This window comes from Moritella sp. 36 (genome assembly GCF_018219415.1).
GTDB lineage: Bacteria > Pseudomonadota > Gammaproteobacteria > Enterobacterales > Moritellaceae > Moritella.
On the sequence record NZ_CP056120.1, the window covers coordinates 2,187,721 to 2,202,375 of the forward strand.

Consider the following 14,655-nt stretch of genomic DNA (forward strand, 5'->3'; position numbering starts at 1 on the left):
CGGTTGATAATGTGTGTTCTATTTGATAATGCGTTTATATTAATTTGATTTTTTATTCACATAAGTTTGATGGTGTTTTTATGCTTATTTAGATCTTAAATGTTAACTTTCATGAGTGTTAAATGTCAGCTATTAACGCTAGGTAGACAAGTACTTAACATTAACTGACTGTGTTTAATTACGATCTTTTTATAGTGATATACAAGGAAAGGAATTTCATGAATAAAAAATATTTTAAAATGAGCTATGCAGCTCTATTCGTTGCATCTGGTTTAGCTAATTCAAGTCCAATTGATGGTATTGATGATGCTTATTTCCACGGTGCTGATCAATTTCAAGCATATAAAGACCCAAGAACTGCATGTGATGTTTTCAATCAGAAAGTCAAGTATATTAATAGTGTACTTAGTCAGACTGAAGGTGCTGGACATATTAGCAACTTATGCCAAGCCGTACGGTTTACTGATGGTCAAATTGAAGATACATACTATTTGACTACTGTTAATGGCGCTTACCAAGATGGCAGCAATAGTTACCCTGTTACGGAGCAACTTGATGTTGCCCGTACCATCGACTTATTAATGTTTTCGCAATCGAATAAAACAGACTATGTCGTTATTGTTGATGGTTCTGTCGATGTATCAAAACAGACTGTTAATTACGGTGGTGAAATAAGTTGGTATGACGAAAATGTTCTTCCATTCTTTTGGTACCGGGAAGGATATATTGGGCAAGTTTTCCATGGTAATTCTCAGTTTAATTATATTGCTGGTGAATCTGCATATGCCTCGGCGGAATTTAAAGCTATGCAAGAGACTAATGACGACTCGGAAATTGAGCGTTTAACTTGGAAATATTTAGCTGACACATGCGGTGATGGTGCTATAAATGCAAGCTGTATTCCTCAAGGGAAGGGGTTTGGGAACCAGTTAATTGGTACTGAAACATTTCCATCATCAACCAATGCGGCTGGAAATACGGTTGATATTGCTAATAGTACCTCTTTCAGCTTTAATATTACTGGTGATTTTCAGGCGAGTAAATCAGATGGACCTTCTGCTGGTTTAGGCGTTGGTTTTGGATTCGATCAAACGACATCTTCATCTCAAACACATAATGTATTGACGCTGAAATCTGTAGGTCAAGGTAATGACATTGGTACTGCTGTTACGCAAAAAATCAATACTCTTGCATTAGGGGCAGCTGCTGAAGATTATCAGGCTAGTAATGATGGCTGGAATCGTGTTGTCAATGCGGCAGAAATTTGGGGTGAAGACCTTTATCGTAGCTATCCTTTAACAAGTTATGAAGCATGGCAAGAGAATTACACAGAGGATTCTAGTTCTTGTACGTCGCAAAACCTTATTTTTGGTAATTCACTTAAAATTGCTCGTACACATTTAAATATGTATGGCTCTAATTGGGATATTGCAGACGAAGATACAAAAATAGCGGATGCTGATTACGGTGTTGTGGTTGCTACAGAATGTACAACTGACCAAAAAGGTCAAACATTCCGTCTTAAAAAAGAAACATTATTATAATAGGGTGATCGAGATGAATTTATTTAAAAATACTATTGCTGTAGGCATGCTACTACTTACATCTGGCGTGAATGCATCAAGTTTAGATTCTGTTAGCGCTCAAAATAATGGTGTTTTTCTTGCTATGCAACAATTACAGCTTGAGCAAGGTAAGCCCAGAAGCCGGGGTGTTGTTAATGCCGACATCTTATTTATTGATAGTAATATTACTAAAGCTGATCAACTGACTAAAAAGATGTTATCTGCGTATAACGCTATTGTTATCATTGGTGATAAATCAAACAATAAAACATTAATGATTGACCTTTTTGGTTTTGGTGTTCAACGTGATGTTATTGCAATTAGTAATATTCATGATTTAAAAACAAGAGAAATTAATACTTATAATGTTGGTAAAGATACAGCTGATATGAAAGTTGCTACTGTGTTATCTAGTGTGATCTCAAAACATATTAACTAAGTTATAATTTAACTGTACTTCTAACCACTGCTTAGCAGTGGTTTTTTTATTCAACGCCTTCAAATTATAAACTTCACCATCACCTTTTGTTTATTGACTAACGGTAATACAGTTCATGCGACCAATCTGTGTAGGTAGCTTCAGGCATTTCTATTACAAATAGGCCATCGTTTTTAAATGGCATTGTTGCTGAAATCATCCATCCGTGTCCATCGGGTAGCAGGTACTCATCAGGTCCTAATTCTGAATGATCATACATATAGATTTCATCACCATCTTTGATACAGCCGCTTTGCGGGTTTTTACGTCGTATTTTTAAGTAATCAGCGGCATTATTTTCTCGTGCGTAGTAATAACCCGACAAATTCCAATTCCAAAAGTAATTCGAATAGTTACCTGTGAGTGATAGTTGGATGTAATCATCATCATGTACGCAAAATGCATTTTTAGGTATCCAAGTATCAAGTTTAAATTCTATCGATAACGGATTATTCATATCGGCGGTTGTGATCCACTGCTCAGTATCAGCTTTAACGTAACTACCCGTATCTACGTGTTCAATTTTGATATTGTTGTACGGTGTGTTGCTTGGTCTAAAGCTTTGGGCTAGTGTCGTGTTATCAGCATATTCAAAAGCGGTTACAGGGAAATGATCTGAGTATTCATAAGCATAATATTTGTCAAGTGTGCCTGATATTTCTACTTTCGGTGATATCACATCGAGTATTTGGTTGTGCCAAAATTGAGGTTGTTGGTGATTCTTTTCAACCAAGATATAGTCGAGTAATTGACCTTTTAGGTTGGGATAACTGTCGTATGCTAACGCATTCACAGTTGGATCCCATGAATAGTCAGCACCAGCAAAACTGTCGGGTTCAGAGCTGTTTAAAGCTAATAACATTGAATTAAATTCAGTTGAATTTTTGACTACATTCAAATCGCCTGCAATGATGACCATTTCATTATTCGGGATGTTTTGTTGGGCGATATACTGGGTAATTTCTTCGAATTGTTGAGCTCGTATAGAGGCTGGATTTGAGCAACCGGGATCATCTGCCTGTACGTGTGTGGCGATAATATGGAATAACTTATTATCTTTCTTAATTTTGATGTAAACAAAACCTTTTTGAGATAGACCGTCTGCGCCACAAGCATTGGAAAATATATGCTGTGCTTTGTAGATTATCGGATAACGGCTCATCATAAATACACCGCCATCTTCGGGGGTTGACGGACTCCAATTTCCGTCTGTGTTGTCCCAACCATTTATTTGTCGACCTAGAACAGGGGTGTAATAAGGGAAGCGTTCTTTTAATCCATCAGAGATAATTTGACTACTTTCATTATCAAATGCTTCGTTAAAAGAAACAATATCTGTGATGTCAAAAATGTTGGATTGTGTAAGAAGTTCCGCTCTTTTCGTTTGGCTGGTATGAAATAGTGTGCTTGAGAGCATATACACGTTATAACTCATTATTTTAGGTGGAGCCGTGTATTCCTCGGCGTTAATCATCGAGCTTGTTAGTATAGGTGCAGCTAAAATTAGATGTTTAATATTCACTTGAGTCCATCGTTTATTATTTTATTGTATTTCAATAGTGTCATACAGCACTTATAACTTACATACGGGTATTCATATAAAAACATCAAATATTTATTATAATAATTATAGTGTTAAGTGGTTCTGATTTAATCTATTTATGAAGACTTTATGAGAATGGATATGCGTGAAAATAACTGAGCATAAAGGGCATATTTAGTTATTTTATCTTATTGTCATATTTTAGAATTAACCGGGTATGAAATTTTAATCAAAGATGTATTTATCACCTTTGACGAAAAACACTGTCCTTTAGGGCGGTGATGTAAGTCATTATTGCGTAGCAATAAGCACTTTTTTTTGTTACTAATATTGACATATTTGCACATAGAGTCTAAGTTTAGAACTTAGTACTGTGTATATATACAGTCATGTAAGGTGCTGAAAATTGAAACTTATTGCGTATAAATACAGGTTCTACCCAAACAATGAGCAGGTAACAATACTTGCTCATACATTTGGTTGTGTTCGTTTCGCTTACAATTCAGCGCTTGGCTTCTCTAAAGCGCAATACGAATTGGGTAATAAAACCAATTATAACGATTGGAGTAAAAACCTCACTCAGCTTAAAAAAAATCCCAACTTTTCATGGTTGAAAGCTGTTTCTAGCGTGCCATTGCAACAATCACTAAAGCATCTCGATAAAGGCTTTAAGTCATTTTTTAAATCAGGTTTTGGTTATCCTAAGTTTAAACATAAACACGGTAATCAATCTGCTAGCTATATGAGTAACGGCTTCAAATGGAGCGCGGACAAGCAATTACTAATACTCGCCAAAATGAAGCAAGCATTAAAGATTAAATGGTCACGGCCGTTTACTGGTACACCCAGCTCATTAACGGTATCAAAGACAACATCAGGTAAATATTTTGTATCAATGCTTGTAAAAGAAGATGTTAAGCAGCTACCAGTCGTGAATAAGACCGTCGGTGTTGATGTCGGTATTAAAGACTTAGCGATTTGTTCGGACGGAACAAAGTTCAATAATCCACGATTAACCAATAAATACGCGAAAAAACTCGCCAAGGCATCACGCAGATTAGCCAAAATGAAAAAAGGCTCTAACAACTTCAATAAACAAAAATTGACCCTTGCTAAGATTCACGAAAAGATAGCAAATTGCCGTAAAGACTTTACCCATAAAATGACGACGACACTTATAAACGAAAACCAAGTGATAGGGATCGAGTCATTGAAAGTCAAAAATATGGTTAAGAACCGTAAGCTATCTAAACATATCCACGATGCTAATTTCGGTGAAATAGTAAGGCAATTAGAATATAAAGCGGATTGGTACGGGCGTAAAGTATCAGCTATTAGCCAGTGGTTCCCATCGTCAAAGATGTGTAATGAATGTGGCTCGCTGTATTCAGGTGAGTGGTCATTAGCGATAAGAAACTGGTCTTGTTCGTGTGGTGCAACTCATGACAGAGATCATAACGCTGCTATCAATATTCACAATGAAGGGTTGAGGATAGCAGCTTAAATAATTTGTGGCGGTAGGTAGTACCGACACATTAAATGCTTGTAAGAGGTTTTAGAAGTCTAAAGTGATTTAATATCACAATGCTTAAACCGTTGACGACTAGAATCACCTTGCTTTAGCTGGGTGAGCTTCAAGATGTTTGAGATAAAAAATCTCTGCTCAATACGCTATCTAACATTACTATTTGCCCTAATCCTGCGCTTAAACTAGACTCATTAAAATAATTAAACACGAGAGTGCGAAGGGTTAAGGAGAACATCATGATAAAAAAAATCGGTATTATTTGCTTGGTATCGGCTTTGAGTTTTCCGGCCGTAGCAGCGAATCAATGCAACATTATTAAAAGTACTGTGTATGACACCTTTACCGCGATTGATGCTGCACGTATAGACCTTGAGACGTATCAAGCCGTTATAACTGATGATTCAACGTTTAAATTTGCTAATTGGCCCGCTTCTAAAGGGCGAGAGGCTATTCGCAAAGCACAAAAAGATTTCTTTAGCTCTGTTAAAGGGATGAGTCACAAGTTGCAGCGTATCTGGATAGATGAATGTAATGTAGCAGCAGAGGGGGTTGTGATTTATACCACAAAAGATAATAGACAAGTGTCTATCCCATTTGTCGATACGTTTATCTATAACAGTGATAACAAGGTGAGAGCTGTTAATATATACATAGATATCTCACCTTTAGAAAGTCAGAGTTCAGCTGCGCCGTAAACGATAGCGTCATGCTGTTACCTTCGTTCTACACCCCATATTAATCGGAATGGGGTGTGGAAAACGAAAGCTTATTTTTCGCCATAAATAGCAAAGCTATAACCAAACTGAGCCGCCCAGAGCTGATTTCCGTAATCGAAATGCCACCATTCATCTTCGTCAGATCGAAAGCCTGCACTTTCCATAGCCTGGCGCAACAGTCGGCGATTATCTCTTATCGCTATATCTCTTCCATCTTCTTCGTAGTAAAGCGTTGCAGCTTCTACTCCGAAGTGATCGAAGCAAGTCCCCATATCAAGTTCGTTTCCATCTAAGTCAACTAATGTCAGATCAACAGATCCACCAGTCGCATGAGGTGGAACTCGTTCAGGATTATCTGGAACAGTGACAAACTTTCCAACTTCCTCCTTCAGTTGATCCTCATCCCATTCGGGGTGCTCTGTGCTGAGCTCTGACCAATATTTTTTATAAATATTATTTTGGACTTCTCTTGATCTCCAAGGATCCCAAATTTTGAAACGGTATTCTCCTAGGCGGTTACTAATCTGAATCAATTTGTTTACAACGCTTTCTCTAGCATAGAGATTTGGGTCATCTGAAAGGCCCATATTGAAATAGGCTGGTTCAAGGATGAAGCCGAGTTCAGCAAGACAGAGCAGAGGTTCACCGTTTTCTTGTATTGGTATTTGTTCAAAAACAATATTTGTCATCAATTTTATTCCTAGATACGAGCGTATAACGCCAAATTTGGTAGCGAGTAATCTTATTTAATGCCACGCACATCAATATACGGGCTATATTATCTTAAATAAACAGTAGTGTTAAGCCGTCTAAATATGTATATGCTTTGTTACCAAACTGGTTGTTATCACCAAATGATCTTGTATTTACAGATTAATTTATAATAACCGTGACATAAAACACTTGCATCTAAATTACATTTAAATTACATTGTCGCCATTAAATCGAGCTCCTCGATTATTTTGTTTTTATATGGACTTTAAAATACAGTGATACAAATCATTAATCACACATTTCGTATTTCCCTACCGTACTTCTGATCTCTGATTAGCGCGAGCGCTTTACCGCTTTGCCTAAAATTTAGCATTTTCTATCTGTTGCTCAACGCAGCTATCTGTTCGCTTGTTTAAACTCTTGTCTTTAGCGTGATTAAAACGGTTTTAGGCGATTAAACATTCGAATATGCATTTTTTTATTTAAAATTTGAAGAATGATGAAAAACTCAAACCAAAACGCAAATCACAACAGTGATTGGTCTGATGTATTCGTACATCTTGATCCTAAAGCACAACCGCATTATCTTAACGCTATCGAGCATTCTGCACGCGAATTATCAGCGATGTTTACTGCTGTTGACGCACCGTATTCAGGGCTTGAACCTGCGCAGTTAAATGCAAAAATCATGGCGATGCCAATTGGTAAGTCGCCGATTGCCCCCTTGGCTGAAATCATTTCTAACAATGTTAACCTCATTGGTAAAAACTCAATTATCGTGCAACACCCGCATTGTATTGCGCATTTACACACGCCACCGTTAATCCCTGCACTGGCTGCTGAAACGATTATATCGGCATTAAATCAATCAATGGATTCATGGGACCAAGCGTCTTCTGCTACCTACGTAGAACAAAAAATGACAGATTGGTTGTGTGAGTTATTCGGTTATAACCTTGAGCAGTCAGCAACAAGCAATGGCGCTGATGGTGTTTTTACCAGTGGTGGTACGCAAAGTAACTTAATGGGTCTGTTATTGGCACGTGACCGTGCCGTAGAACAAATCTCAGGTGAAAGTGTGCAAAAAGACGGTTTACCAAGTTACGCGAAAAAGCTCCGTATCCTGTGCTCACAAACAAGTCATTTTACCGTGCAAAAATCAGCATCCCTAATGGGACTTGGCGAGCGTGCAGTGGTTACTGTGGAGACCGACGAGTTTGGTTGTTTAGATATTAACGCACTCACTGCAACGATTGTAGATCTAGAGTCGCAAAACTTGATCCCATTCTGTGTAGTTGGTACGGCGGGTACGACAGACCTTGGTGCGATTGATGATCTGCAAGCTATTTCGGCTATCAGCGAACAGCATAATATGTGGTTCCACGTTGATGGTGCTTATGGCGGCGCATTGATCCTAAGCTCACACAAAGAGCGTCTGGCTGGTATTGAGCTAGCCGATTCGATCAGTACTGACTTCCACAAGTTGTTTTTCCAACCGATTAGCTGTGGCGCATTATTGATTCGTGATAACCACAACTTCAAATATCTGCTGCATCATGCGGACTATCTTAATCGTGAAACTGACGAACTACCAAACTTGGTGGATAAATCAATTGCGACAACAAAACGTTTTGATGCGTTGAAACTGTTGATGTCTATGCAAGCGTTAGGGACTGATAAATTTGGTGCGATGTACGATCACCTAATCAGCTTAACGCAAGATGTAGGCGGGTTAGTGACAGCGACAGACAAGTTTGAACTGTTGGCGCAACCGCAATTAAGCACCGTATTATTTAGATATAACCATTTATCTACAAACAGTGATGTAAGCATTGAGCATGAAGAAGAAATCAGCATGATCAATCAGCGTTTACGCTTAGACCTGTTAACTGCAGGGCAGGCTGTATTAGGCGAAACCAAAATTAATGGTTATACCTGCCTAAAGCTGACAATTTTGAACCCATGCTTGCAGTTAAGTGATTTTGAAGGACTGCTTAGTAAGATCGCTGATTTTGCTGAACTTCAAAGTTATATCAATTAGAGCTATATCAAATAACGCTAGCTTAGCGTTTATAGCAATAAATATAACAGTGGTTGATCTGTTTCGAATAGATCTGCCATTTATAAAATAACAATAAAGAATAAGTTTAAGGAATAGATATGTCTGTATTACAAATTGGTGCTGGTGGTGTTGGTTGGGTTATTGCGCATAAATGTGCTCAAAACAATGACGTGTTTGGTGATATCACAATCGCTTCACGTACAATCGCTAAATGTGACAAGATCATCACAAGTGTTCATCATCGCGACAACTTAAAAGACAAGACTCGCAGCTTAGTATCACGTGAAATCAACGTTGATAACAAAGATTGTCTAATTGCACTGATTGAAGAAGTGAATCCGGATCTTGTAATCAATGCCGGTCCTCCATGGGTTAACGTGGCAATTATGGCTGCGTGTGTAGCAACTAAAACGGCTTACCTTGATACATCTGTTGCAACGGATTTATGCAGTGAAGGTCAGCAAGTACCTGAGGCTTATGATCCACAATGGGCATTCCGTGACGACTTCGAAAAAGCCGGTATCACAGGTATTCTTGGTGCAGGTTTTGATCCAGGTGTAGTAAGCGTATTTGCAACGTATGCTTATAAGCACTTGTTTGACGAAATCGATAGCATTGACGTTATGGATGTAAACGCGGGTGATCACGGTCAACGCTTTGCAACTAACTTCGATCCAGAAACAAACATGTTAGAGATCTTAGGTGATTCATTCTACTTTGAAAACAAAGAATGGCATCAAGTGCCTTGCCACAGCCGTGTAATGGAATTTGATTTCCCAGTTGTTGGTCAACAAAAAGTGTATTCAATGGCGCACGATGAAGTACGTTCATTAGCAGAATTCATTCCTGCTAAACGCATTGAATTCTGGATGGGTTTCTCTGATAACTACCTAAACTATTTTAACGTAATGCGTGACATTGGTTTATTAAGCCAAATACCAGTAACGACAACGGATGGTATTACGGTTGAACCACTGAAAGTATTGAAAGCGATCTTACCGGATCCAACATCACTTGCTGCTGGTTACACAGGTAAAACCTGTATCGGTACATGGGTACGTGGTACGAAAGCTGGCAAGCCGCGTAGCGTATTCGTTTACAACATCTGTGATCACGAAGAAGCCTACAAAGAAGTTGAGCACCAAGCGATTTCTTACACAACGGGTGTTCCTGCAATCACTGCCGCACTACTTTATTTCCAAGGTAAGTGGAGCGATGCTGGTTTGTTCAATGTAGAGCAGCTTAATCCAGATGACTTCTTAGAATTGATGCCACGCATTGGTCTAACGTGGGAAGTTCAAGAGTTGGATTGCGAGTAATGTCGACGACTGAAGTAACGAACCTGAAAACACCGTATTTCATGATCCACGAAGATAAACTGTTGCGTAATCTTGAGATCTGCAAGCAGTTAAAAGATTTTTCTGGCGTGAAACTGGTGTTGGCGTTGAAGTGTTTCTCGACATGGGGAACCTTCGACACCATTAGTAAATATTTAGACGGTACAACCAGCAGTGGACCGTACGAAGTAAAGCTCGGTCACGAAACATTTCCCGGTGAAACACATGCTTATAGTGTAGGTTACAGCGAAGATGACGTGATTTCTGTGCGTGATATTGCCGATAAAATCATTTTTAACTCGGTATCACAACTCGAACGCATGCTGCCTTTGCTTAACGCAGCGAGCAGCGTTGGTCTGCGTATTAACCCTGAAGTGAGTTATGCGGGACAAGATCTTGCTGATCCTGCACGCGCTTATTCTCGTTTAGGCGTTAAACAAGCGGGTCTTACTGTTGAAACAGTGTCTAAACTTGATGGTTTGATGTTCCACATGAATTGTGAAAATAAGGATTTTGTTGCTTATAACGCTATCCTGAACACAATTTCAGAGCAGTTTTCTGCGCACTTAGATCAAGTATCTTGGGTTAGTTTAGGCGGTGGTTTGTTCTTTACTTATCCGGGTTACCCTGTGGCGGACTTAGCATTAGCGCTTAAAGCCTTTGCTGAGAAGCACCAAGTACAGCTTTATTTGGAACCGGGTGAAGCGGTTATTACTGATACGACAGATCTAGTTGTGTCGGTATTAGATGTTGTTGAAAATGATAAAAAAACCGCGATTGTAGACAGTGCAACTGAAGCACATCGTTTAGATACCCTAATCTATAATGAGCCTGCGAGTTTTGCTGAAGCAAGAGAAGATGGCGAACATCCTTACATTATTGGCAGCTGTTCATGTCTGGCGGGGGATATATTTGGTGAGGCCAATTTTCCACAGCCATTACAAGTCGGTGATCGTTTAACTATTAAGGATTCAGCGGGTTACACCATGGTGAAACTGAACTGGTTTAATGGCCTTAAAATGCCAAGTATCTACTACAAGCGTATTGCTAGCGATGACGTTAATGGGACGCGTGTTGAAGGTAAAATAGAAACCTTGAATCAATTTGATTATCAGGATTTCAAGGCCACGTTGGGTCAAGATTAATCTTGCCGAATGTAAGTAACAATATGACTGATACCTTTCACAAGGTGGCAATTATGAATAAAAGATCAGAGAAGGTTGGAAACGACGTGAGCGAAGTTTTAAATTATGTGACAGAAATGAATAATGATGAGTCAGTGATGCGTCCACAAACGCCCGCTGTGTTAAATCTTGCTTCGTTTCTGAGTCAGCCAGCACGTGTGCTAGCGACTAATAGCTATTTACAACGCCAAGAACAGCGTGAATCAAATGCACGCAGTTATCCGCGTCGTTTGCCATTTGCGTTAAAACGCGGGCAAGGTATCTTTGTTGAAGATACTGAACAACAGATTTTTATTGATTGTTTAGCTGCTGCTGGTACGTTAGCACTGGGTCATAGTCACCCCGATGTGACAGAAGCTTTGATACAAGCTGTGCAATCAGAAGTACCAATGCAAACGTTAGATCTGATGACACCTGTTAAAGATCAGTTTATGACGCAATTATTGGATCTGCTACCGGGTAATATGGCTGAACATGCACGCATTCAAATGTGTAGCCCTTGTGGTTCAGATGCAGTTGAAGCTGCATTAAAATTGGCTAAGATTGCCACTGGTCGTCGTTCTATACTGGCATTTTCGGGTGCTTATCATGGCATGACGCATGGCGCGTTAGCTATGATGGGTAATTTAGGACCTAAATCTGCATTGAGTATGACAGGGGCTGATGTCCAAATCATGCCGTTCCCGTATGCACCTCGCTGTCCTTATGGATTAGGTGAAACAGGGATTAAAGCCAGTCTTTATCAGCTAGAGACTATGCTAACAGATCCTGAGTCGGGTGTTGCTAAACCCGCTGCAATCATTGTTGAAGCAGTGCAGGGCGAAGCTGGTTCATTACCTGCAGCTCCAACATGGCTTAAAGGTTTACGTGATATTACTAAACGTCACGGTATTGTCCTTATCATTGATGAAATTCAAGCGGGTATGGGGCGTACGGGTAAAGTATTTGCCTTTGAACATGCAGATATCGAACCTGATGTGATCGTGGTATCTAAAGCTCTAGGTGGTGGCCAACCATTAGCTGCAGTCATTTATCACAGTGATTTTGATAAATGGGAACCAGGTGCACACGCGGGGACATTCCGTGGTAATCAATTGGCTATGGCATCGGGGTTGGTGGTGATGCGTCACCTTGCGCAAGACCAACTGCACTTACATGCGGGTGCAATGGGCGCTAAGTTAAAACATGACTTAGAAGCGATTGAAAGTGATGTTATCGGTGACGTTCGTGGCCGTGGCTTGATGTTAGGTATCGAAATTGTTGATCCTAATGGCGAACGAGATGCGTTAGGTAATCTACCGCAAGATGGTCAACGTGCGAAAGGTATTCAACAAGCGGCATTACGCCGAGGTTTGATTATCGAATTAGGCGGCCGCTTTGGTTCAACTATTCGGATGTTACCGCCACTGATTATCCAGGCTGAGGAGATTGATGTGGTTGTCGCTATCTTAACGGATGCGGTTAACTCAGTTGGTTAATGGTTAATGCTTAAATAGGTATCGCAAACATTTCAACTTAATAAAAAGGCCTTTAGTACTGTATAAAACAATGCTTAAGGCCTTTTTTGTTTGTGTAGTTTAGCTTGTTACTTACAACGTCTTATCTCAGCTTAAACTGACCCACAATAGCGACTAATTGTTCATTTGAACTTGCTAGATTGCGTGTACTGTCCATGTTTTTATCCCCGTTTTCGGTCAGTTGATTAACCATACCTTGGATCATGGTCATGTTACGGTTGATTTCCTCCGTTACTGAACTCTGTTCTTCGGCTGCGGTTGCGATCTGAATACCTAGGTCATTAATCTGCATGACAGAATTGGTCATTGAATCGAGGTTATCATTAACACTTTCGGTGGTCGTTGCTGTTTGCTGACAACTGGCTTTGGTGATGTCCATCGCACGAACAACCATGTCTGCGCCGTTACGTAGACGGGCTAACATTTCGTTAATCTCAGACGTACTTTGTTGTGTGCGTGCTGCTAGCGTACGCACTTCATCAGCGACAACGGCAAAACCACGACCTTGCTCACCTGCACGTGCTGCTTCAATCGCGGCATTTAATGCCAGTAAGTTAGTCTGGTCTGCAATTTCACCAATAACACTCAATACAGTACTGATCCTATCGGTGTCTTCATTCATTGTTTGAATGTTCAGGGCCATTGCTTCAACTTCATTAACTAAGTCTGCAACCCCGTGCACAGCACCTTCTACAACCGCTTTTGATTGATGTGCCTCGTCTGCAGATTGCTGAGTAAAGGTTGCAGATTGCGCCGCATTTTGGGCAACGCTGTCAGCGGTTGAACTCATTTCTGTTATCGCGACAACAACCTGGTCTGTTTCACTCGCATGATCGATGAGTACTGTATTATTGTGCTCAGTCTGCGTTCTCAGTTGCTCAATTCCTGAGGAAATATGATCTGTTGATTGTGATATTTCTAACATCATCTCTTGTAAGTTGCTTACGAATCGATTTACCGCCTCGGCAATCTGACCCAAATCATCATTGCTGTTTACTGCTAAGCGTTGTGTTAAATCAGCGTTGCCTTGAGCAAGGTCTACAATCGTTGACTTTAACGCCAGAATTGGACGGTATAATCGATTAAGTGCGGCATATACGATAGCGGATGCAACGAGAATAAGGAGCAGGGCACTGAGTATGCTGTCTTTTAATAGCGCTTGTACTGCTGCATAGTGAGCAGATTGGTCTACTGTGATGAGTAAATGCCAGCTTATCGAGTCATCTAACTTGATGCTTTCAAAGTAGCTTACTTTATCAGCACCATTAACAGTGAAGTTTGTTACGCCTTCATCTTTGTTTAGCATTTCTTGTTGTAGTTGCGAATAACCCCTGTCATCAGCTAGCCTGCTTTGTCCTGGATTACGGATCTGCTCTGTTGATGCGATTGTGGTGCCTTGGTTATCGTGTAAGCTTGTTACCGCGTTGGCAAATGCTGATGCACGAACCATCTCATTCAACACTCCTAACTCGATATCGGCAAGCAATACACCTTCAAGTTGACCATTTTTATAAAACGGTGAAGCAATACTGATAAGTAATTGTTTAGTTAGCGCATCTTTATACATTGCAGTTACGATCGTGGTGCGTTTTTGCTGTGCTAGGGTATACCAGTCTCGTGTACGAGGATCGTAACTTGCCAAATCTCGCTTGCCACTTGCTGCGCCATAAGAACGACCGTCTGCAAAACCGACTACGATATCACTGGCTTTTGTCGCCGCGGTGATTTGTCGAACCATGAGGTTTAATTGCTCGTCATTACGCGTTTTCGAAAAATCGGGTGCAGTCGCAATCAGACCTTCTTTAATAGTCTGAAACCAAGTGTTGATTTTTGCCGATGTGGTATCTACTTTTAATGCCGAGTAATCGTTGATATTACTCGACATTGAAGAAGATAATTGGCGATAAGAAAAGAAATTAGAAATAGTTAAGGTGATTATTAAGAGCAGAATAATGACAGATATTATTCGTCCTTTAAAACTTGATAGAAAATCCACGTGAATAAATACCCT

General features: G+C 40.0%; 11 protein-coding genes. 8 read left to right on the plus strand and 3 right to left on the minus strand.

Features of this window, described 5'->3' with window-relative positions; all coding sequences use genetic code 11:
• Nucleotides 1–218: 218 nt before the first annotated feature.
• On the plus strand, nucleotides 219–1,544 hold the full coding sequence (locus tag HWV03_RS09890; RefSeq protein WP_211679542.1) for an excinuclease ABC subunit B: 1,326 nt from the start codon (nucleotides 219–221) through the stop codon (nucleotides 1,542–1,544).
• A 13-nt stretch (nucleotides 1,545–1,557) separates the two neighbouring features.
• Complete coding sequence (locus HWV03_RS09895) at nucleotides 1,558–2,004, plus strand: hypothetical protein (RefSeq protein WP_211679543.1); 447 nt, start codon at nucleotides 1,558–1,560, stop codon at nucleotides 2,002–2,004.
• A gap of 97 nt (nucleotides 2,005–2,101) precedes the next feature.
• Here the strand turns inward: HWV03_RS09895 and sph are convergent, their stop codons facing one another.
• Entirely contained in the window at nucleotides 2,102–3,565 is a 1,464-nt protein-coding gene (gene sph, locus HWV03_RS09900) for a sphingomyelin phosphodiesterase (protein ID WP_211679544.1), read from the minus strand.
• A gap of 427 nt (nucleotides 3,566–3,992) precedes the next feature.
• Here sph and HWV03_RS09905 point away from each other — a divergent pair, with 427 nt between their 5' ends.
• The gene (locus tag HWV03_RS09905; protein WP_211677026.1) at nucleotides 3,993–5,090 is read left to right on the plus strand and encodes an RNA-guided endonuclease TnpB family protein; all 1,098 of its coding nucleotides are present in this window, start codon (nucleotides 3,993–3,995) and stop codon (nucleotides 5,088–5,090) included.
• Between the two features lie 260 nt (nucleotides 5,091–5,350).
• On the plus strand, nucleotides 5,351–5,809 hold the full coding sequence (locus tag HWV03_RS09910; protein ID WP_211679545.1) for a nuclear transport factor 2 family protein: 459 nt from the start codon (nucleotides 5,351–5,353) through the stop codon (nucleotides 5,807–5,809).
• Between the two features lie 71 nt (nucleotides 5,810–5,880).
• Here HWV03_RS09910 and HWV03_RS09915 read toward each other — a convergent pair whose 3' ends face one another.
• Complete coding sequence (locus HWV03_RS09915) at nucleotides 5,881–6,519, minus strand: M15 family metallopeptidase (protein ID WP_211679546.1); 639 nt, start codon at nucleotides 6,517–6,519, stop codon at nucleotides 5,881–5,883.
• Between the two features lie 521 nt (nucleotides 6,520–7,040).
• Between HWV03_RS09915 and HWV03_RS09920 the strand changes: the two genes are divergently transcribed.
• From HWV03_RS09920 to HWV03_RS09935, 4 genes are all read left to right on the plus strand, one after another.
• Nucleotides 7,041–8,585, plus strand: a complete 1,545-nt coding sequence (locus HWV03_RS09920) for a pyridoxal phosphate-dependent decarboxylase family protein (RefSeq protein WP_211679547.1) — start codon at nucleotides 7,041–7,043, stop codon at nucleotides 8,583–8,585.
• Nucleotides 8,586–8,704: 119 nt separating this feature from the next.
• Entirely contained in the window at nucleotides 8,705–9,925 is a 1,221-nt protein-coding gene (locus tag HWV03_RS09925; protein WP_211679548.1) for a carboxynorspermidine synthase, read from the plus strand.
• Nucleotides 9,925–11,088 carry a carboxynorspermidine decarboxylase gene (nspC, locus tag HWV03_RS09930; protein WP_211679549.1) on the plus strand — a complete coding sequence of 388 codons (1,164 nt, stop codon included), beginning with the start codon at nucleotides 9,925–9,927 and terminating at the stop codon, nucleotides 11,086–11,088. The genes HWV03_RS09925 and nspC overlap by 1 nt, the downstream gene beginning before the upstream one ends.
• 53 nt (nucleotides 11,089–11,141) lie before the next feature.
• A complete protein-coding gene (locus HWV03_RS09935) occupies nucleotides 11,142–12,605 on the plus strand; it encodes a diaminobutyrate--2-oxoglutarate transaminase family protein (RefSeq protein WP_211679550.1) in 1,464 nt (487 codons plus the stop codon).
• A 121-nt stretch (nucleotides 12,606–12,726) separates the two neighbouring features.
• Here the strand turns inward: HWV03_RS09935 and HWV03_RS09940 are convergent, their stop codons facing one another.
• Complete coding sequence (locus tag HWV03_RS09940) at nucleotides 12,727–14,640, minus strand: methyl-accepting chemotaxis protein (protein WP_211679551.1); 1,914 nt, start codon at nucleotides 14,638–14,640, stop codon at nucleotides 12,727–12,729.
• Nucleotides 14,641–14,655 lie beyond the last annotated feature (15 nt).